Genomic DNA, 21,603 nt, shown 5'->3' with positions numbered 1-21,603 from the left:
GCTGACGAATACTAATCGGTCGAGGGCTTATCCTAAAACAACCCCCAAAAAGTGAAGTTAAGCGTTGCAGCTTATTCCGATTACTTTTCGGGGACTCCGCAAGAAACTTAAGGAATTCAAACTTTCGCATTCAGTTTTCAAGGTGTAAATTACACCGATTTATATGGCGGTCGTGGCGAAGGGGTTAACGCACCGGTCTGTGGCTCCGGCATTCGTGGGTTCAAGTCCCATCGATCGCCCCATTTTTTTTTTAACTACATAAAAGCGTTGGGGATTAGCCAAGCGGTAAGGCAACGGACTTTGACTCCGTCACTCCAAGGTTCGAATCCTTGATCCCCAGCCATTTTACGCGGAAGTGGCTCAGCGGTAGAGCATCGCCTTGCCAAGGCGAGGGTCGCGGGTTCGATTCCCGTCTTCCGCTCCATATAACAATCACAGGATTACTTCAGATACGAAGTAGTCTTTTTTATTTTTGCACACAAAAAACGCTGACACACGGTCAGCGTTTAGAGGCGTTAATGAGTTTTATTTTTTCTTCTATAAAGGAAGTAGACGGCAATTATTCCGAGGATAAGGACAAGAGAGGCCATATAGCTTCCTTCTGCGCCAAACTCTCCGCCTGACAGCTGGATAGGGCCGTTGTCTGTTACCTGAAGAACGGCCGGTACTGGCTCCGTTCCGGATACTTGAAAGCCGTATACATAGCCTTGGAAGAAGTTCCAGCTCATATGAAGACCAATTGGCCACCACAAGCCTCCGGTCAGCTCCCTTGCTATCGAGAAGAGGATGCCTGCCAGACAAATATTGATGAACGGAAACGGCGTCTCATACATATTCGGATTCATACTGTGCATAAGTGCAAAAATAACCGAGCTTACGATAATGGCAGCCGGTGTTCCATAATGATATTTAATAAGTCCCTGAATGTATCCACGTGTGAATAACTCTTCCGATAAGGCGACAAATATGTATAAAATAATGCCCTCAAGCAAGGAGAGGATTAAGGTCTGGTTCCATTTCGAGGCTTCCCAGCTAACTCCGCCTGCTGCCCAAATCAGAATGGCAGAGAAGGTCATAAGGAGAATTCCTGCAAAAAAGCCCTGAAGACCGCGGTCTACTCCATGCTTTTGCTTTAGTCCCAGCGGCCACTTGCGCTTGCGTTCAAACCACCCATACATGGCAAGGGCTGACCCGATAAATAGTACCGTCTGCAGGTATTGCGTCCAGCGCGCCTCTCCAACCTTAGTGACCTCATCGATATCGGCGCCAGTTGCGGCAGTGTAGATGGCGTAACCGATACCCACAATAATCATAATTCCAATAGGGATTAACCCGCTTAATACAATTTTGCCCGCCACGCTAAAAAACTTTTTAATCAGAACCACCATCCGTTTTCATAATTTAAAATACCATATAAATCCAATACTGCTATAAAATTATAGCTTTCAGATTATTTTAATGTCAATTCTTTATGAATAAAGTTTTGTATTTATTTACATATTTATTGTGCTAAAATGAGGGAACTATACCTGTTCGGTAGAATAATGCAGTTTCTCCAAAGCTCGTTCCATTGCGCTATCAGTTAATTTTATTATATTCCAGAGTCACGTCTGACTTAACGTTTCATTAAGTGAAACTAAATAACATAAAGTTACGACTTAGGTAAAATCTATAGTGGTATCAAGAAGCCCATATTAACAACAAAAAACGGATTGAACACAGGGTTCAGCCCGCTTTCTCGTACCATTTGGCTTGCAAATTAAACATTTGGGCATATGTACCTTGCAAGCTCATTAGTACATCGTGATTGCCATGCTCAACTAGTTCACCGTTGGAAAGTACTAGAATCACATCCGCGTCCCTGCAACTACCTAGACGATGGGATATCATAAAAGTTGTGTTTCCTTCAGCCAACTGGGAAAAACGTTCAAACAGTAATGCTTCAGCTATAGGGTCCAATGCGGCAGTTGGTTCATCCAACACAATAATATCGGCTTTCTTGAAAAAGGCGCGGCTCAATGCGATTTTCTGCCATTGTCCGAATGACAGTTCATGACTATCCATAAACTCTCGGCCAAGCAGAGTTTCGAAGCGTTCAGGCAAAACCTGAATAAAGGCGTTAGCCCCTGACTTGTTGGCGGCGATTTCGATTTGAGATAAATCATCCATCTGATCTATATTCCCAAACCCTATATTTTCTTTTGCACTAAGCTGGTAATTGACAAAATCCTGGAATACCGCACTGATGTGCTTTTCAATCCCATCGATCTCCATCACGTTAACTCCATCGTACAAAACAGCGCCATTTTCTGGCTCATATAATCCAAGCAAACATTTAATCAAAGTGCTTTTACCAGCTCCGTTGTTTCCGACTATTGCTACTTTTTGCCCAGGACGAATGTGAAAACTAATGTTTTTCAAGACAGGCTGATGGGAATTTGGAAAACGGAAGGAAAGCTTGTCCACAGTAATCCCCTTCTGAAGTGGAAATGCCACGCTGTTCCTTTGTTGTTCCACAGGTTCCGGTCGGTTCAAAAAATCAAATAACTCGCTTATAAATAGAGATTCCTCAAATACCTGAGACAAATGAAAAGCGATGATCATGATACTATGCTGTGTGGAACTCAATGCCTGAGTCAGCGCTACAAAAAATCCAAGAGTTAAATGTCCCTGCATGGCAATAATCACTAGAATTGTGGTAGAGCATAGCGTAACTAAGTGGGTAGACATATCCGTCAAAAAGTTCGTTTGTAGAATTTGCTTCTCGAGCACAATCTTCTCATTCCCATTTTGCCAATAAAGGGATGACCAACGCATCTGCAAATAAGGGAAAAGCCGAAAAATGCGTAGTTCCTTTGAAGCTTCCTTACCAGTCATGAGTTTCATAAAATACTCAACCTTACGGACCGTTGGTGTTTGCATCATTATTTGGGCGAATTTTTTGTGTCCCATTTTCAAGTTCACAATCAAGGAAGGAATAATGAGCAGTAGCATACCACCGGCTAATGAATAATGTAGACTAGATAAAAGTATTAGATATGTGCTGATTGTAAGCATATTTTGCAGTAACGAGAAAAAGTTTTCGACAATGTGAAGACCCCTGTAAGCCATCCCTTGTGTTACTCGCTGCAATTGATCATAGTAAGCAGGTTGGTCATAGTGAATAAGGGATAAACGCGAACATTTCCGTGCAATCATCTTCTCTAATTCATAATTGGCTTTTAATTGAGTTTTGGCTATCAGTAGTTTGCCTAAGGAAAGGCAGGATAAATCAACCGCAAACAAGACAGCCTGGAGCCCAACCCATAACAGCATAGGTATGACGGAGCCTGCTTGTTTCCCAATTAATCGAGCCGCTTCATCTATCATTTCTTTGGTCAACAAAATCTGTGCAGTTGGAACCGTCGCCTGAACAATACGCATAAAAATTGAAACAATCAATAAACGTGGCGCAGTTTGCCATAGTAAGGGAAGAATATGGACAAACAAATTCCTAATTACTTCTGAATTCCTACGTGAAATATTAAGATCCATGTTTTTCCTCTTTCTCCATAGTGAAGAATTATGCCACATATTTACGTTTCGTCTTTTTCGCAATGGTTAAAAGCACTTGCAAATGCTCTTCTGTATTGATGATTCCTTTGGCTAAAACATGTCCATCTCCATCTAGTGCATAGACAAAAGGAATGAGCGAAGTCTGCAAGTCCTCAAATTTATCGGCTTGCTTGACAGGAAGGGAGATACCGAAATCAAGTACACATTGACGGATATCTTCCACACTTCCCAGCATCATAACCGAAAATTGATATTGGGGATTCTGCTTAGCGACAGATAAAAACAGCGGCAACACATTTTTGCACATTTCGCACCAAACAGACGCTAACAACACAATGGATGCTTCCGATTTAGCCTGAAAAATAGTCATATCCTTGTTATCAATTGTAAGTGCCTTCTCAATTGGAAATTTGGTTCCGATATCCAAGCCTATATCGGAGCCTGCTACTTCTTTCACCACCTGTTTTTTCATTACACTAATTAAAGTATACACAAGCAGGAAAACGACACCCCATAGAATTACATAAGAAAGTATGAACAAATTCGTCAAGAAAGACACCCCTTTAATTCGTTTTAACAGCTGACTGTTTAAATTGATACAGGACCATAGCAGTTAAATAAGCCGCAAAAATGCCAAGACTTGTGATTATAGAAATCAGAAACATTTGGAGTGTAAATGTGGCGAGATGTTGAATATTACGATTAACAAAGAGCAGGATCCCCAATACGAAAAATACAACGATGCGTCCCACCGTTGTTTTGCCGAATTCCTCTTCAGATATGCTACCGAAGCAGTTACATTCTAAATGTTTACCTCTCGCACGATAGACTGACCAGCCAAAGGAAATCAACAACGCAAACAGTAGCAGTTCCGCTGGGAAAGTATAACGATCGATTACGAAGGAAACAGATACAACTAATTCTGCCAAAGGAACACCAAAAACACCAAATGGAATAAGCGGTTTTGGAATCTTCAATTCTTTCATCGTTGTGCGAAACTCCCCTAAATTGATCCATTTATATAAAGACGATATTAAGAAAAGTGTGGCTATAAACAGCTGGATAAAACCTAAATAAATCACCTAATTTCCCCTTTCCATTACGAGGTATTAAAATTCACAAAAATAACGAAAGGACAGGGAATGTCCCTATCCTCTCGATTGTTAGATACTTGATTTTAACTATGATTCTACAAACAACCGCAAGTCTGAATTACTGTACCATCAGAGTAAAACTGTTTAAACCAATATTTATAAATTGATGCTGTTTCATACTTACAAACAGAAGAAGTGCAAGCTTCACCAATTTTAGTCGCCATATATTTCACCTCCAATCCATGATTTTTTATTTAAATTACAATTTCACTCTATCACCCCAGCAACTGGAACTTCAATAGCAATTATTTATATTTTATAGTATTTTTTTGTTTTAATAGAGTATAAAAGTAAATAATTTAAATATAGTTATTTTTTTCAACGTTGATCTGATGTAGAAGAAAGCTAGATAACGCCTGCAACTCAGATCACAAAAAACCAGATATGTTCATCAGGAGTAACATTGCAAAAATCCCTGCGTGCTAAGATTTCCACTTTGCTGCTGAATATGTTCAAATGGCCATCAATGCTTGGTAATTAGTTTCTTAATAGATTTCACAATCCTGAAAATTATATATTCATCTTAAAGTGATACAAAATTGTATATTCGTTTTCTTTTATTATCTATTTTTTCTGATGAAAAAATTACATTTATTGACTAGGTTTATTGTGCTATGATGAGGAAAACTAGAATTGGAAGCGCTTATAGTAGAGTGTTTTTTGATAAAGGAGCCGACAAATGAGGAAACTCGTCATTGTCCTGTTATCTGCTGTCTGCCTGGTATTGCTTGGGTTTACTCTCTCTTCCTTTATTCATGTATTTCACTATAATTTGTCAGCTCCTGCCGATGTAGGCAGCGCGAATAAATCCGGATACCGTCTCATCCTGATTACGCAAGAAATGGACACGCCGTTTTGGGATAAGGTGGAGAACGGGGCATCCAAAGCCGCCTCCAAGTATGGAGCCGAGCTTGAGGTATGGGGCAGCTACGGAACCAATCAGGAGGATTTTCTGAAAAATATGGAGATTGCGATCGCCTCCAAGGTAGACGGCATTCTTGTACAGGGACTTAATACGGATGAGTTTAATCAATTGGCAACGGTTAAGGCTGCCGGGAACGGGATACCGATCTTCACGATTGCGAACGACGTACCGATTGAAGACAGCTTAAGGCGGACCTACATCGGATCGGATCATTATAAGGCAGGCCAAATGATAGGCACGCAATTGGCTGAGGATCTTGGCCAAAAAGGCAAGGTTGTGCTTATGGTCTCGGATCGCCAGGAGGATTTTCAGAGCAAGCGGCTTAACGGCATCCTTAACATCCTGAAGTTCTATCCGGACATAGAACCTATTACGGTAGTAGCAGGGGATACGAGGGAAAAGGTTGTTACGGCTACGAACGAAATTATGAATAAAGAGCCGAATGTAGCTGCTTTCGTATCGGTTACGGCAAACAATGCCAGCGCGATGGTGCAGGAGATTGGCAAGCGCGCGCAGCTGAGCAAGTTCCACATTTACTCCTTTGACGACAGCCCGGAAATCAAGACCTTGCTGAAGGAGAAGAAGATGAGCGGCATTATCGAGCAGTCCCCGGAAATGATGGGCGAGCTTGGGGTACAGCTGATGGTGCAGTGGCTGAAAGGCGATACATTCCCGCTTAACTATGACGGTTATTATACGGATATTCGGCTCCTTAAGGCGGATGAAGTCCAATGAATACAGTCCAAAAAAAGATTTTGTCGCTAACCGCTATCGTTTTGTTTATTATGGTCGCCATCTGGTTTATTCTCACGTACTACAATCAGAAAATGCAGGATCAATACAATGACATCTTGCAGCGCTACCTGCAAATGAACGAGGTAAGCGCGTCCAGCCAGAAGCTGGTCACTTCGCTTAACAACTACATACAAACGCCAACGCCTTCGAAGCTTTCGAATGTCGAGGGGGATCGGCAGCGACTGCTGAACGCGCAGCTGCATATCGCGGATCTGCGCAACAACAGCAATCATTTTACCCTAACCAATTATTTGAATCTGATCGACAGTCTGGTTGACTCCACGAACCGGTCCATCCGGCTTCTGAACGAGAAGAACAACGAAGAAGCGCTGAATGATTTTACGGAAGCAACGCGATTGTCGAAGTATATTTCGGAGATGACGCTAACGCTGCTCGGTACCGAGCTGCAGACGTACGACCAGTTCTACCGCGGCATGATTATGCAGTCTGTGGAGCTGAAGAAGCTTGGAGTATGGATGCTGGCGCTGATCACTTTCCTCCTCTTGCTTTTCACCTATTGGTTCTCGCTCAGCATCACGCGTCCGATCCAGCGCCTTACCCAAGCGGCCCGCGAGCTGTCGCGGGGAAGATTCGATACCCATATCGAAATTTACGCCAATGACGAGATTTCGTTCCTGGCCAAGACCTTTGACCGCATGAGAATCAACATTAACAATCTGATCTCCGAGATTCAGACGAAAGCGCAGCTCGAGAGCGAGCTGCAGAAGAATAAGCTGCTCTTGCAGGAGAGCCAGCTGAGAAGCCTGCAAAGTCAGATCAATCCGCATTTCTTGTTCAATACCCTGGATACGTTATCGAAAAAGGCTTATTTGGAAGGCTCGCTGGAAACAAGCGATCTTCTGACCAGCGTGGCAAAACTGCTCCGCTACAATCTTAAGCGGCTAGACAGGCCGGTTACGCTCTATGAGGAAGTCCGTGTTCTGCGCGAATATATTTTTATCCAGAAAACAAGGTTTACGGAACGGCTGCGCTTTGTGGAAGAAGTGGATGAAGATTGCCTGTATGTCCAGATTCCTGGGCTTACGATTCAGCCGATTATCGAGAATGCCGTCATTCATGCCATAGAGCCGCTTGAAGAGGGCGGCATGATTACGTTCCGGGTCCGGGACGAGGGCCAGGAGATCAGGATCGAGATTGAAGACGAAGGCAGCGGCATATCGGAAGAGAAGATCTCTCACATCATAGAGGACCGTTTTGCCAGCCAGGAGGGCGACGGGCATTCGACGGGCATCGGCTTCGGCAATGTAATTAATCGGCTGCGCCTGTATTACGGCCGGGAGGATGTTATGGCCATTCAGAGTGAAGTGGGCAAAGGAACGAAAGTGATATTGAAGCTGCCGAAGGAAAGGGAGGCCGGTTAAAGCATGTATAAGCTGTTGATTGTGGATGACGAGCAGATTGAACGCGAAGGGCTAAAGGCCATCCTCCAGCATGGATTGCCGGACATTATCATTGAACAGGCGAAGAATGGGAATTTAGCGGTACAGCTGGCGGAGGAGTTCCGTCCCGACTTGATCTTAATGGATGTGAAAATGCCGGGAATTAACGGACTTGAAGCGGTAGAGATAATCAGTGCCAGCCAGCCAACGATCAAATTCATTATGGTCACGGCTTACGATACGTTTGACTACGCGCGTAAAGCCATCAAGCTAGGCGTCAAGGACTATCTCCTCAAGCCGAGCAAAGCTTCGGAGATCGTAACAACCGTGCAGCGGGTTCTCCATCTCATTGAAGAGGAGCGGAAGACCGTAGAGACAACCGAGCTTCAGCGCACGGCCTTCGAGAGAGTATTGCCGATTATCGAGACGGATATCGTTACGCAATTATTGTTCGACCATGTTCATGAAGTGCATCTGGATGAGCTGGTAGGCCTCCTTGGCGTTCATACGGCAAACGAGAAGTACGCGATGAACGTATTGCTTCCTCCAGGTGCAGAAAGCTGTTATACCGTGATTAAAGACAAGGTTCGAAAAATGGGAAGCGGCTGGGTTGGCGCGATGTACGGGCGGCAAATTCCGATCATCGTGTTTCCGGAGGCAGACAGGTCTTACCGTTCCCAAGCTGTGACCATGGCGCGGGAGCTGCTCGCCGTGGCGAAGGCAGACGGCCATGACGGCTGGTTCGTGGGGATCGGCGGCGTGTATGAGTCGCTTGATCAGATCCGGCAGTCGTACCAGGAGGCCTTGATGGCTTCGATTGATCCGTCGCTTCCGGTCAAATACCGGTTTTACGAGGATACCCCTGTTCTTGGCGTTACGCGGGACGGCTATCCGGTCAAGCAGCTCGAGCAGCAGTTGTTCGACCGGATCAGGCTTGGCCAATGGGAGCAGGTCCGCAATGATTTGACGGATTTTATCCGTCGTTATGAAAATGAAGGGGCAAACCTCGTGCACACCCAGCAGCGCGTACTCGAGCTCCTGTGGATTGCTTCCCGCGTACTGCTTGAGATGGGCATCGAGATTGATACGCCGATGTTCTCCTTCCAGGCACAGGATTACAGGCAGCTTAGGGCGGAGGCCGAGCTTCTGCTGGAGCGGATGAGACAATCGTATACGGAGCATCACGAACTGATCGAGCCGGATGCGATTCAACGGATCAGGCAGTATGTTACGGACCATTCCCATGAGGATATATCGCTGGAAGCGATCGGTCGAATGGTTGGCTTAAGTCCTTTTTATATCAGCAAAATGTTTAAAGAGCAGCTTGGCGTTAACTATATCGATTTTCTGACCGAATGCCGCATTAAGAAAGCGATTAAACTGATGGGCGATCCCGAGCGGAGCTTAAAGGAAATTACTTATATGGTTGGCTATCATGATCCGAATTACTTCAGCAAGGTATTCAAAAAAATGTGCGAGGTCTCTCCGACGGAATACCGCAAGACACTCCTTGGCAAATCGGCCACGAGCTAAAAATTTGGGATGAAGGAAGAGAAGCAAATGAAACTAGGCTTCGCAAGGAGAAGGTCAATTCTGTTCATTGCCGTTCTAATCGTCTGCTTCCTCTTGTCGGCTTGCGACAGCAATAGCGGCGGGTCAACGGCTGAGAACCATAACAATAAACAGCCTGAGGCCACGACAGCTCCTTCCGATCAATTAAACAAAAAAATTAAGATCGGCTTCTCGATGGATACGCTTCTGGAGGAACGCTGGCTGAAGGACAGGGATTTGTTCCGCGAGGCCTGCGAGGCGCTTGGCGCGGACGTGGAGATTATTGCCGCTAACGGGAATGATGCCAAACAAATTTCCCAAGCGGAAGCATTGATCAGCCAGGGGGTAGATATTCTGGTCGTTATTCCTCATAACGCGGACGCGACGGCTGCCATCGTAAAGAAGGCGCACTCGGCGGGCATTAAAGTGCTTGCGTATGACCGTCTCATAAAAAACGCCGACGTGGATTTGTACGTATCCTTTGACAACGAAGCGGTAGGGGAGCTGCAGGCCGAAGCGATTACCAGGCTTGTGCCGAAGGGCAAGTTTGTTTACATCGGCGGCGCCGATACGGACAATAACGCGCATCTGTTCAAACAGGGCGTATTTAATGTTTTGCAGCCTTTTATCGACGGCGGGGATATTACGGTTGTATACGATCAATGGACGAAGGATTGGACCCCGGTGAATGCCCTGGCCAACATGAAGGATGCGCTTGAAGCGAATAACAATGAGATTGATGCGGTTATTGCGGCGAACGACGCTACGGCGGGTGGTGTCGTTCAGGCGTTAGCGGGGCAAGGACTGGCGGGCAAGCTCCCCGTAGCCGGCCAGGATGCGGAGCTTGCTGCCGCGCAGCGGATTGTGGAAGGAACGCAGACGATGACCGTGTATAAGCCGATCAAGCTGCTGGCCGACAAAGCCGCCGAGCTTGCCGTCAAGCTGGCGAAAGGCGAGGATACCGGTGCGGACCGGACCGTGAATAATGGCAAAATCGAAGTGCCTTCCGTGCTGCTGTCCCCGATCGCCGTAGACAAATCCAATATTGACAAGACGATTATTGCCGATGGATTCCATTCCCGCGAAGACGTCTATAAGAACGTCGATAAGAAGTAAGAGCCGATAAGACTAGCCAGTTTCGACTGGTTAGTCTTTATTTTTTTGCCTGCGGCTCCGGCAATTTAAAAAAGTCTAGGCGGTTATAAAAGAGTGCTATATAACAGCGCTTTCATTGGAAGTTGCCCGTGCTATAGTTGATCGTGTAAGGAACAAAGACATTATTGGAGGGGTAACGAAGATGAAAAAAGGCTTCAAATCGTTTGCGCTTTTAATGGTTGTTCTGCTGCTCACGGCTTTGGTTGCGGCTTGCGGTAAAGGCGACAGCAAAGTCAGCGTTGGCATCGTTCTTCCGACGAAAGACGAACCAAGATGGGTTCAAGACGAACAGCGCTTCAAGGATGCGCTGAAAGGCTCCAAATATACAACGGAAATTCTGTTCAGCCAAGGCTCTTCTGCGAAAGAAAAAGAAAACGTAGAAACATTGATTAATAAAGGCATCAAAGTTCTTATTATCAGTCCTCAAGACGGCGACGCGGCTGCTGCATCAGTAAAAGCTGCGAAAGATGAAGGCATCACAGTGATCTCCTATGACCGTTTGATCACGAATACAGACGCAGTTGACTACTACGTTACATTTGACAACGTAGCAGTAGGTGCAGCTCAAGCTCAATATCTGGTTGACAATGCTAAAGGCTCCAATATGCCATTGTATCTGTACACAGGTGCAGCATCCGATAACAACGCATTCCTGTTCTTCCAAGCCGCTTGGAGCGTACTGCAGCCAAAAATCGCTGACGGCACATTCAAAATCGCTAACTCCAGCGAAGCTGAAGCTCTGAAAGATACAAAAGACCTGTCTCGTGATCAGCTGAGCAAAATTATCGGCCAGGTAACAACGAACTGGGATCCTAACGAAGCGAAAAACAAAGCTCAAACTCACTTGACTGCAGCAAGCGCTGATATGAAAGGCGATGTAGCCATCCTTGCTCCAAACGACGGTACTGCACGTTCGATCGCTGACGTATTTGCAGCTGACAGCGCTGTAACAAGCTATGTGGTAACGGGTCAAGATGCCGAGAAGGCTTCAGTCCAATACGTAATCGACGGGAAACAATCGATGACGGTATTCAAAGACGTTCGTACACTCGTTAAAGATGCAATGGGAACGGCTGTAGACATTCTGGACGGCAAAGACCCTGCAACAAATGGTTCGTATAACAATGGCAAAATTGAAGTAAAAGCCAAACAAACCAACGTAATTGTCGTGAACAAAGACAACGTGAAGAAGGAACTGATCGATTCGGGTTACTACGCATCTGGCGATTTCACAGGTCTGTAATCGTAAACGAATAAAGCGCAAAGCTTATGCTTACGAAGTATGAATTGCTTTGCAATTCATTTTGGGAATAGTGATAGATTCGTCTATCGCTATTCCTTACTTGTAGAGTTGTTTGCTTAAGGAAATCCTTACGAAGTAAGAATTATCGCAAAGAACGCGAAAATTCTTTTAGGAGTGCATAGTGATGAGCAACTACATTTTGGAGATGAACAATATCTCGAAGGAATTTACAGGAGTCAAAGCGCTCTCGGACGTAAACTTCAAGGTGGAGAAGGGTGAAATTCATTGTCTCATCGGCGAGAACGGAGCCGGTAAATCAACCCTGATGAAGGTTCTGAGCGGCGTTTATCCCTATGGCACCTACAAAGGCGATATTGTGTTCGAAGACGATATTCAAGCCTTCAACAAAATCAGCGACAGCGTTAAAGCGGGCATAGCCATTATCTATCAGGAGCTTGCACTGTTCCCGGATCTTACGGTTTACGAGAATATTTTTGCTGGCAACGAGATCAAACGCGGCTCGGTGGTGGATTGGAACAAGACGATTGTCGAAGCACAGAAAATGCTTCAGAGGGTTGGCCTAAATGTAAACCCAGAAGTTCTGATTAAAGAACTAGGCGTCGGCAAGCAGCAGCTGGTCGAGATCGCCAAGGCATTAAGCAAAAACGTAAAGCTGCTCATTCTGGACGAACCAACGGCAGCTTTGAACGAGAATGACAGCGAGAACCTTCTTGAACTGCTCCGGGAGCTGAAGAAGCAGGGCATTACCTGCATTATGATCTCCCATAAGCTCAAAGAGGTTATCTCGATTGCGGATAAAGCAACGGTGCTTCGCGATGGACGTACCATTTGCACCCTGGACGGGTCCAAAGGAGAAATCACGGAAAACAATATTATCCGGAACATGGTTGGCCGCGAAATCGAAGATATTTATCCGAAGAGAAACAGCAAATCGTTTGGCAGCACAATTCTTGAGGTGAAGAACTGGTCCGCTTATGATCCTCAATTGGGAAGACATGTCGTCAAGAATGTAAACCTGCATGTTAAAAAAGGAGAAATCGTCGGAATAGCCGGCTTGATGGGCTCGGGACGGACGGAGCTTGCTCGCAGCATCTTCGGCAATCCAAAGTCTTATAGACTGCAAGGCGAGCTTTTGGTGAACGGGTCCGCCAAATCGCTCAAGCATCCGAAGGATGCAATCAAGGAGGGCATTGCTTACGTAACCGAGGACAGGAAAGGCGACGGGTTATTCCTCATTCAGGATATTAAGAATAATATCTCAGCGGCTAACCTGAACGGAATCTCCCGGAAAGGCGTCATCAACGATAATAAGGAAATCCGGATCGCCAGCGATTACAAAAGCTCGTTAAACGTTAAGGCTCCTTCCATCGAACAGATCGTGGGCAATCTTAGCGGTGGCAATCAGCAGAAGGTATCGCTAGGCAAATGGCTTTTTGTTGGGCCGCAGCTGCTTATCCTCGATGAGCCGACACGCGGTATTGACGTTGGCGCCAAGTTTGAGATTTATACGATCATGAACAAGCTGATTGCGGAGGGAATGAGCATTATTATGATTTCTTCCGAGCTTGGGGAAATTCTAGGCATGAGCGACCGCATTTATGTCATGGCCGAAGGCGCAATTAAAGGGGAGCTTCCGATTGAAGAGGCAAATCAAGAAAATATTATGCAATTTGCAACGCAATAGATAATGCTTACGAAGCATGAATTGCCGCATTCGGCGTGTAACCACCATTTGCGCAGCCATTCATTTTAGGAGGATCACCGATGAACTTAGTCACTCAGGGCAAAAAGGAACACCAGACAAACATTCTTACCGAAGGTAAATCCTTGCTGAAAGTAAATATTCGCGAGTACGGCATGTACATTGCTTTGTTTGTGATCATGCTGACGTTCTCGATTCTTACGGACGGCTTGTTTATGTCTTCCCGTAATATTAGTAACCTTCTTGACGCAACGGGGTATATTGCGGTGCTTGCGGTAGGTATGACGCTTGTTATCGTAATCCGCCATATCGACTTGTCGGTTGGCTTTGCTGCAGGCTTCCTGGGGGCTATTGCCGCTATTCTACTCTCGCAGGCAGGTGTCCCCGTATACCTTACGATCCCGATTATCTTGATTTTCGGTATTATTGTAGGCTTGTTTAACGGCGTGCTGGTTGCATCGCTTGGCATCCCGTCCTTCGTAGCTTCCCTCGCCGGCATGTTAATCTTCCGCGGAGCTTTGCTTCGCGTAACCGAGAAGACCGGTACGATTATCGTTAAGGACGAGCATTTTAACGCGCTGGGCAATGGCTACATCCCATCCTGGTTCAAGCTGGATGATCTGAATTTCTTATCCCTTCTGCTTGGCGTGCTTGTTATTCTTCTCTTTATTTATTTTGAAATCTCCAAACGCCGGAACAAGATCAAATACCAATTCGAAGTGATCTCCAAGGGCATGTTCACCGTAAAGCTCATCTTCGTATCCGCGATTATTGCTTACATTACTTATATTATCGCAGGTTATAACGGCTTCTCCTGGACGGTTATTATCATGCTGCTGGTTGTTGTGATCTATCACTTCCTGACCACAAGCACCGTGCTTGGCCGTCATATTTATGCGGTAGGCAGCAACCCGGAAGCGGCGCATTTGAGCGGGATCAACGTGAAAAAGATTACCTATATCGTGTTTGGCTCCATGGGTCTGCTCTCCGCTTTATCCGGCATTCTCTTCACGGCGCGTCTGCAGTCGGCAACAACAACAGCCGGTACGCTGTTCGAGCTTGACGCGATAGCGGCGGCGTATGTCGGCGGGGTATCGGCAGCAGGCGGCGTGGGTAAAGTTACCGGTTCGATTATCGGTGCGATCGTAATGGCTTCGCTCTCGAGCGGCATGAACCTGATGGGGGTCGGTATCTCTTACCAATACATGATTCGCGGCGGCGTGCTTGCGATTGCGGTAATCTTCGATGTGATGACGCGGAGAAAAAGAAGCTAATATACGTATTATGAAGAAAGCCCAGCGGCTTATAGGCCGCTGGGCTTTTACGTTTTAATGACCGGAAGCTTCCGAATCATTGGACAGGCGGGTAATTTCGAAGATCTTGAACAGCAAGCTCAGGATAATCGCCGTTACGGTTGCAAGCGCCATCCCGGAGAGGGAGAAGTCGCCGATTGTAATTTTCGCGCCGCTAAGGCCGGTTACGAGAACAACCGTTGTCAGGTACAGATTGGTTGGTTTGCTGTAGTCGATCTTGGACTCGACAAGCATCCGGAGACCGGAAGCCGCAATAACTCCGAACAGCAGGAGCGATACGCCGCCCATAACCGGAGCGGGAATACCTGCGATCAATGCCGAGAACTTGCCGAAGAACGACAGCACAATAGCGAATACGGCCGCGCCGCCGATCACAAAGGTGGAATAGACGCGAGTAATCGCAAGTACGCCGATATTCTCGCCGTAAGTGGTGTTAGGCGTAGAACCCAGGAAGCCGGACAGCAGGGTCGAGATGCCGTTGCCGAGCAGAGAACGGTGCAGGCCCGGATCTTTGGACAGATCCTTTTTGACAATGTTGCCGGTTACGATCAAATGGCCGATATGCTCGGCAAGAACAACCAGGGAAGCGGGAACAATCGTCAGAATGGCTGCCCATTCAAAGGTTGGCGTCGTAAATGTAGGGGCCGCAAGCCAATTGCTCGCCGATACATTATCGAAGTTTGTATAACCCAGGAAGTAGGAAAGCAAATATCCGCACACAATACCGACCAGAATCGGAATGATACGCATGAAGCCGCGGAATAGGACCGAACCAAGCACGGTAATTAGCAAAGTGACGATGGAGATCGTAATGGCTGTTCCGTCCGGTGTCCAAACTTGGTCAGCCGGTGCGCTTGGCGCTTTGATCCATCCAGCCATGCCGGCTGCAACAGGAATAAGCTCAAGTCCGATAACCGCTACAATGGCACCCATCGCAGCAGGCGGGAAAATCACGTTAATCCAGCCGGTACCCGCTGCTTGGATAATGAGCGCAACAACGGTGAATACGACGCCGGCTGCAATAAATCCGCCAAGCGCTGCGGCATAACCGTCAGAGTGGGAAGCGTGGTTGCCGATAACCGCTCCTGCCGGTGCGATAAACGCAAAGCTGGAGCCGAGATATGCGGGAATTTTACCTTTTACGATAAATAGATAAAGCAGAGTGCCGATACCGTTCATCAGAAGACAAATCGCCGGGTCTACGCCAAGCAGGTTTGGAACAAGTACGGTTGAACCAAACATCGCGAACAAATGCTGAATACTCAGCATGAGGCTTTGGCCCATTGGCGGCCTTTCGTGGACGCCGATTTCTTGTGGTTTCATCTAGCTGTAACCCTCCATAACATAAAGTAAACTTTTGCGCAACTTGCTCGATTTTACATAAGTATAGTGTTGCTTGGCAAGACATTTCTTAATCCATGCGCCGTATGCGATTATTCAAGATGCAATATAACAATTGTTTACAATATCTTAAACTCCCTATTAACCTTTAGAAAACATTCCCCCCTTACAATTTTAGTAGAATCTATGAAATGGGAGTGAAACTAATAAATGATCAATAAAAGCAGACGCTTCTTGTCCATTTTCCTTGCTGCCGAAATCGCCGCTGCGGCGTTGATGGGGACTGGCGTGGCAATGGCGGATGGCGGCGTAACTCCGGTGGCGGGAACTCCTTACAATCCTTCTAATGAATACAACGTCAGTGTTCCGCACGTTATTATTAATCAGGTGTACGGTGGTGGAACAGCTGCTTCAACTGGGGTTTATTTCACTAACGGCTTTATTGAGCTTTACAATCAAACCGATAACGATATCAATCTCTCCGGATGGTCTTTGCAATATAACGATCGCGGTACCAGTGCGACAACAGGAGCAATTACATCAGACTGGAAGAAGCTTGATTTGACCGGCACGATAAAAGCACATTCCTCTTTCCTAATCACGGGGGCGACAGCAAATGTGGCTGCAAACGCAGGTGATGCCAAAATCAGCATTACCGGAAAGGCTGATCAGGCATGGGATACGCAATTTTTTAATAACAAAGGCATGAAAGTCGTTCTGATGAGCAATCAGACTCAGCTTGCGGCTTCCGACTCCAATCCGTTTAATACAAAGCCAGCTGGTTATGTAGATATGGTTGGCACGGGCAGTAATGATACTGGCAGTGACATCGACGGATACGAAGCAGCATACCCGACAGGTTCTACCGAAGGCACATCCAAGAAGAAAGCTATTCGCCGCAAGACTACTGTTGATATGGATAATAATAAATCGGATTTTCAACAAATTGATTACGAGGCATTAAATGTAGCCGGAAAAGAAACGGAACTGGCGGCTACCCTTCCTCATAATGGCGCTTTTGGACCTTGGGGAGTAACAACACCTGAGATGCCGGAAACACCTCAAGTTGATCCGGTCACTATTACAACAACCGCAATCGCGGGCGCGACAATCGGCACTGCTTATACGGCCGCGATTGCCGCAACCGGCGGAACGGCACCGTTTATTTACAGTGCAACCAATCTGCCAGCTGGCCTTACCCTTAATAGTACAACCGGTGAAATTACCGGTACCCCAACGGCGGCTGCTAAGTCTTCTCTTGTTACGGTAACGGCTACGGACAGCGCAAATCCTGCCGCGACGGGAACCAAATCGTTCTGGCTTACAATCGGCCAGCCGCTTCGCGAGATGAACGATACGCTATCGGTTGAGAAGATCGGAAGCTTCTCCCTGGGCGTAACGAACAAAGACGGCGGGGTTGCCGAGATCGTGAAATACAATAAGGACAACAACAAGTTTTATCTGGTTAACGGCTCCGGCAATCCTCCAAGTCTCGAGATCGCAAGCTTGGGTCAAGCAACGGGCACGCTGGCGAAGGAGAAAACCGTTCTGGTGAAGGATCTGTCGGAGACAAACGGTTTCGTTTACGGCGATCTGACTAGCGTCGACATCAACAACACGACAAAGCGGGTTTCCGTATCCGTGCAAGAGAAGGATCCGCTTAAGCCTGGTAAAATTATTGTTCTAGATTATGACGGCAACTACGTAACCGAATACGGAGCGGGCGTGCAGCCGGATATGATTAAAACGACAGGGGATGGCCGTTATGTCCTGACAGCAGATGAAGCCGAGCCGCGCCTTGTTACGCAGGATGCCAAAGGCAGCATTACCATCGTAGATACGGTAACCGGCATTTCAACGCAAGCATACTTCGATGACCCGGCTGTCATTGAAGACGGCGTGCATATCCGCGGCGAGCTGGATCCCGTAACGAATACGGTTAAATCGAGCGGCTCGAAAGAAGATGCGCTCTACGATCTGGAACCGGAATACATTACGCTTTCGGCTGACAGCAAGACTGCTTATGTAACGCTTCAAGAGAATAACGCCGTAGCGATTGTTGATATTGCTGCGCATAAAGTTACCGCGGTAAAAGCGCTTGGCCTCAAAGACTACAATAATCCTGCCAACGCATTGGATGTTCAATCCAATGGCGCTATTCAACTGGAGACGGTACCATTTAAAGGCATGTACATGCCTGATGGAGCTGCTTCCTATACGGTGAACGGTAAGACTTATATTCTAACGGCCAATGAAGGCGACGCATCTGAATTCCGCGTAAACGCAAGCACGGTAGGCGCGCTTAAAGGCGGCTTGGATCCTGATTCGGAAGCTTACAAGCTTCTCAAGGACACGACAGCCTACGACGCGATTGAAGTGGCGGGCGATATGGGCAACGACGGCATTTACATGTACGGAGGCCGTTCGTTCTCGATCTGGAATGCGGATTCGATGGATCAGGTTTACGACAGCGGCAATGATTTCGAAACGATTACGGCTCAGCGCGTACCGGATTACTTCAACGTCAGCAACAGCAAAATCACGATGGATGACCGCAGCGTGAAGAAAGGTCCGGAGCCGGAAGATATTAAAGTAGGTAAAGTAGGCAACAGAGAGCTTGCGTTTATTGGTCTGGAGCGTACGGGCGGTTTTGCGACTTATGACGTTACGGATCCTGAGCATCCTCAGTTTGCGAACTATACGAATACACGCGTGTTCAAAGGCAGCGACGGCAAAGTAAATCTGGATACGGATACCGGTCCGGAGGGTATCGAATTTATTCCTGCATCGGTCAGCCCGACCGGAAAGCCATTGGTGCTGGTTGCTTACGAAGTAGGCGGTAAAGTAGGCATCTACCAGCTTAACGTAACCCAAGTGTCTATTGCCCAGAAGTCCCTCTCTCTTACAGCGGGCGGAGCTGCCGGCCAATTGACGGCAACGGTTGTGCCTGCAAACGGTGCTTCGAGCAGCGTTACGTGGTCTTCCTCGGATTCCGGCATTGCGACGGTTGATCAGAATGGCAAGGTTACTCCTGTAAAAGCAGGTACGGCCGTCATAAAAGCAACAAGTGCGGACGGATATGCTATAGCGGAAAGCACCGTAACTGTAGCACCAGGCTCTATCGTTGTTACACCGCCGGATCAACCAAGCAGCGGCGGATCCAATGGCGGAGGTACAACTGTAATCGACAAAGGTTCTAACGGCGCGAATGTAGTGACGAAGGTTGAAGCAACTACGGACGGTTCGGGTAAGGCGCATGCGAATGTGACAACCAGCCAATTTACATCTGCCTTGAAAAAACTGCAGAGCGAATTGGCAACCGGCCAAGCAGGCAGCTTGACGGTATCCGCCGTACCGGACAGCAAAGCAAAAGAAGCGGCAATTGTTTTCGAGAAGGGAATCTTCACTGGCGCCAAAGATGCAGCTCTGACGAATTTGACGATTGAAGCGGGAGTAGGTACGTTATCCTTTGACGCAAAAGCTATCGCATCTATTGAAGCATCCTCGAAAAATAATGATGTTACGATTACCGTTCGCCAGTCCGATGCGGTAACGGCCGGTGCAGGCTTAACTGGAGCTAAGCGTACCGAATTCCTGAAAACTGTGGGCAGCCATCCGGTGTTTGATTTTGCGGTAAAAGCAAACGGCAGCGCAATTACTACCTTTGGCGGTGGCACTGCGCATGTTCATGTACCGTATACGCCAGCGGCAAGCGAAGACCGCAATGCGATTATCATCTATTACGTCTCGGATAACGGCGAGCTTGTAACCGTACCGTCCGGTGTATATGACCCTGCTACGGGTACGGTTAGCTTTGATGTCACTCATTTCTCCCGTTATGCGGTAGCGTACAACAAGAAGTCCTTCAAGGACGCAACATCCAGCTTTGCGAAAGACGCTATTACGTATCTTTCGGCACGCAGCATTATTTCCGGCACAAGCTCGAGCCAGTTTTCTCCGAAAGCGCGAATTACGAGAGCAGACTTTACGATTCTTCTGTCCCGTATCGCAGGGGCGCAGTTAAGCACCTATAAAGCAGGCAAGTTCTCGGATGTCCGCAAGACCGATTATTATGCCGAGGCTGTGCAATGGGCAGCGGACAAAGGCATTACCGGCGGAGTAGGCGGCGGGAAGTTTAATCCGAAGGCTTCTATTACCCGCGCGGAAATGGCGGCCATGCTGGTTCGCTTTGCGGGCGCAATGAACTTTGATCTACCGGCCAGCCAGAAGGCGGTCACCTTTGCGGACGGCAGCGCTATTCAGGCAAGCGTGAAGGAAGCGGTGAAGGCCGTTCAGCAAGCAGGCATCATCAGCGGCAAAACGAAAGCCGGCCATTCCGGCGTTTACTTCGCGCCGCAAGATTTCGCAACGCGCGAAGAAACAGCCAAAATGCTTGCCGTATTTATGCAGCTGATGAGCAAATAAGAATTATCCGGAAGAAGAGCTGTCTCCGTTGGAGGCAGCTTTTTCTTTATTGTTAAGGATGAAACAGAACGTACATTCTCTGACGCTCCGCCTCCTATTGCTGTTATATTGGATGGACGACGAAATGAGGTGGCCATTTGAAGACGTTGTTTGCAACCGGGTACCGGGCGCATGAGCTCCAGATCTTTAATCAGAAGCATAAACATATCCCCTATATTAAAAAAGCGGTTGAAGCCAAGCTGATCCCGTTAATTGAAGAGGGACTGGAATGGATCATTACGCCGGGACAATACGGATTTGATCTATGGGTATGCGAAGTAGCGTTTGGGCTTCAATCGTTGTATCCGCAGTTAAAGCTCTCGATTATTACCGCTTTTATGAATCCCGAAGAGCAATGGAACGACGAGAAAAAAGAATACTACCGCCAGATTATCGCCAAAGTTGATTATTATGGGGCGGTGAGCCATCAGCCTTATGTCGGTCCCTGGCAGTTCCAGGCGAGAGACGAATTGCTGTTCCGCAAATCGGACGGGCTGCTCCTTTTCTATGATGAAGAGGCGGCGGAGGGAAGTCCGAAGTACGTAAAAGAGAAAGCGCTGAAGAAGCCTCAAGAAGACGGGTACGAGTTGATTCTTATTACGGCAGAAGATATCCAGAACGCAGCGGAAGAAGAGAGCTATGATTCGTATGTAGATACGTATGAGAGTAATTATGATGAGCCTATAGAATAGTTCATAGAGCATATTTAAACTTTTTATAAAAAAAGACTTGCAATGCTATAGAAGCCTATGGTATATTCTAATTCCGGCCGAGAGAAACAAGCGGTTGGAACGAAAAGCGCAAATGGATTGTTTGATAGATTGAAAAACAATTTCAAAAAGTGCTTGACACGAAAAAGAACAACGTGATAATATATGAAACGTTGTTGCGAAAAACAAATTGTTCTTTGAAAACTGAACAACGAGCGAAACTGCCCCGTTAGAAATAACGGAAAAGCGATAAAACAAGTAATGAGCAAGTCAA

At 46.9% G+C, this 21,603-nt stretch carries 14 protein-coding genes and 3 tRNA genes; 12 read left to right on the top strand and 5 right to left on the bottom strand.

Annotation, left to right across the window (positions count from 1 at the left end; genetic code table 11):
- Positions 1-166 precede the first annotated feature (166 nt).
- The 3 genes from FHT67_RS29440 (at position 167) to FHT67_RS29430 (ending at position 424) form a co-directional block, all read left to right on the top strand.
- Positions 167-242 (top strand) — tRNA-His (locus FHT67_RS29440).
- Positions 243-268: 26 nt separating this feature from the next.
- Positions 269-343, top strand: a tRNA-Gln gene (locus tag FHT67_RS29435).
- Between the two features lie 6 nt (positions 344-349).
- Positions 350-424, top strand: a tRNA-Gly gene (locus FHT67_RS29430).
- A gap of 91 nt (positions 425-515) precedes the next feature.
- On the opposite strand, the gene FHT67_RS29425 is transcribed toward FHT67_RS29430, so the two are convergent.
- The 4 genes from FHT67_RS29425 to FHT67_RS29410 all read right to left on the bottom strand — a co-directional run bounded on the left by FHT67_RS29425 (position 516) and on the right by FHT67_RS29410 (position 4,637).
- Positions 516-1,313 (bottom strand): CPBP family intramembrane glutamic endopeptidase, encoded by a 798-nt coding sequence (locus FHT67_RS29425; RefSeq protein WP_208403713.1) that lies wholly within the window; start codon positions 1,311-1,313, stop codon positions 516-518.
- A gap of 412 nt (positions 1,314-1,725) precedes the next feature.
- A complete protein-coding gene (locus tag FHT67_RS29420; protein WP_167202120.1) occupies positions 1,726-3,534 on the bottom strand; it encodes an ABC transporter ATP-binding protein in 1,809 nt (602 codons plus the stop codon).
- A gap of 28 nt (positions 3,535-3,562) precedes the next feature.
- The gene (locus tag FHT67_RS29415; protein ID WP_167202119.1) at positions 3,563-4,105 is read right to left on the bottom strand and encodes a thioredoxin domain-containing protein; all 543 of its coding nucleotides are present in this window, start codon (positions 4,103-4,105) and stop codon (positions 3,563-3,565) included.
- A gap of 13 nt (positions 4,106-4,118) precedes the next feature.
- Positions 4,119-4,637 carry a MauE/DoxX family redox-associated membrane protein gene (locus FHT67_RS29410; RefSeq protein ID WP_167202118.1) on the bottom strand — a complete coding sequence of 173 codons (519 nt, stop codon included), beginning with the start codon at positions 4,635-4,637 and terminating at the stop codon, positions 4,119-4,121.
- Between the two features lie 751 nt (positions 4,638-5,388).
- On the opposite strand from FHT67_RS29410, the gene FHT67_RS29405 reads away from it, so the two are divergent.
- The 7 genes from FHT67_RS29405 (at position 5,389) to FHT67_RS29375 (ending at position 14,775) form a co-directional block, all read left to right on the top strand.
- On the top strand, positions 5,389-6,369 hold the full coding sequence (locus tag FHT67_RS29405; RefSeq protein ID WP_167202117.1) for a sugar ABC transporter substrate-binding protein: 981 nt from the start codon (positions 5,389-5,391) through the stop codon (positions 6,367-6,369).
- Entirely contained in the window at positions 6,366-7,811 is a 1,446-nt protein-coding gene (locus FHT67_RS29400; protein WP_167202116.1) for a sensor histidine kinase, read from the top strand. The genes FHT67_RS29405 and FHT67_RS29400 overlap by 4 nt, the downstream gene beginning before the upstream one ends.
- A 3-nt stretch (positions 7,812-7,814) precedes the next feature.
- Positions 7,815-9,362, top strand: coding sequence for a response regulator (locus FHT67_RS29395; RefSeq protein ID WP_167202115.1), 1,548 nt, complete (start codon positions 7,815-7,817; stop codon positions 9,360-9,362).
- 27 nt (positions 9,363-9,389) lie between these two features.
- Positions 9,390-10,496, top strand: a complete 1,107-nt coding sequence (gene xylF / locus FHT67_RS29390; RefSeq protein ID WP_208403711.1) for a D-xylose ABC transporter substrate-binding protein — start codon at positions 9,390-9,392, stop codon at positions 10,494-10,496.
- 181 nt (positions 10,497-10,677) lie between these two features.
- A complete protein-coding gene (locus FHT67_RS29385) occupies positions 10,678-11,778 on the top strand; it encodes a sugar ABC transporter substrate-binding protein (protein WP_167202113.1) in 1,101 nt (366 codons plus the stop codon).
- Positions 11,779-11,962: 184 nt separating this feature from the next.
- Positions 11,963-13,483, top strand: a complete 1,521-nt coding sequence (locus FHT67_RS29380; protein ID WP_167202112.1) for a sugar ABC transporter ATP-binding protein — start codon at positions 11,963-11,965, stop codon at positions 13,481-13,483.
- A gap of 80 nt (positions 13,484-13,563) precedes the next feature.
- The gene (locus tag FHT67_RS29375; protein WP_167202111.1) at positions 13,564-14,775 is read left to right on the top strand and encodes a sugar ABC transporter permease; all 1,212 of its coding nucleotides are present in this window, start codon (positions 13,564-13,566) and stop codon (positions 14,773-14,775) included.
- A gap of 54 nt (positions 14,776-14,829) precedes the next feature.
- Here the strand turns inward: FHT67_RS29375 and uraA are convergent, their stop codons facing one another.
- On the bottom strand, positions 14,830-16,137 hold the full coding sequence (gene uraA, locus FHT67_RS29370; RefSeq protein ID WP_127499235.1) for a uracil permease: 1,308 nt from the start codon (positions 16,135-16,137) through the stop codon (positions 14,830-14,832).
- 228 nt (positions 16,138-16,365) lie between these two features.
- Between uraA and FHT67_RS29365 the strand changes: the two genes are divergently transcribed.
- Both FHT67_RS29365 and FHT67_RS29360 read left to right on the top strand, forming a co-directional pair.
- A complete protein-coding gene (locus tag FHT67_RS29365; protein ID WP_167202110.1) occupies positions 16,366-20,580 on the top strand; it encodes a choice-of-anchor I family protein in 4,215 nt (1,404 codons plus the stop codon).
- Between the two features lie 137 nt (positions 20,581-20,717).
- Positions 20,718-21,311 (top strand): SLOG family protein, encoded by a 594-nt coding sequence (locus FHT67_RS29360; RefSeq protein ID WP_167202109.1) that lies wholly within the window; start codon positions 20,718-20,720, stop codon positions 21,309-21,311.
- Positions 21,312-21,603 lie beyond the last annotated feature (292 nt).

It is taken from the genome of Paenibacillus sp. BK720 (assembly GCF_011761545.1).
GTDB lineage: Bacteria > Bacillota > Bacilli > Paenibacillales > Paenibacillaceae > Pristimantibacillus.
The sequence above is the reverse complement of the archived record's forward strand: the minus strand, read 5'-3'. Positions and strand labels throughout refer to the sequence as shown.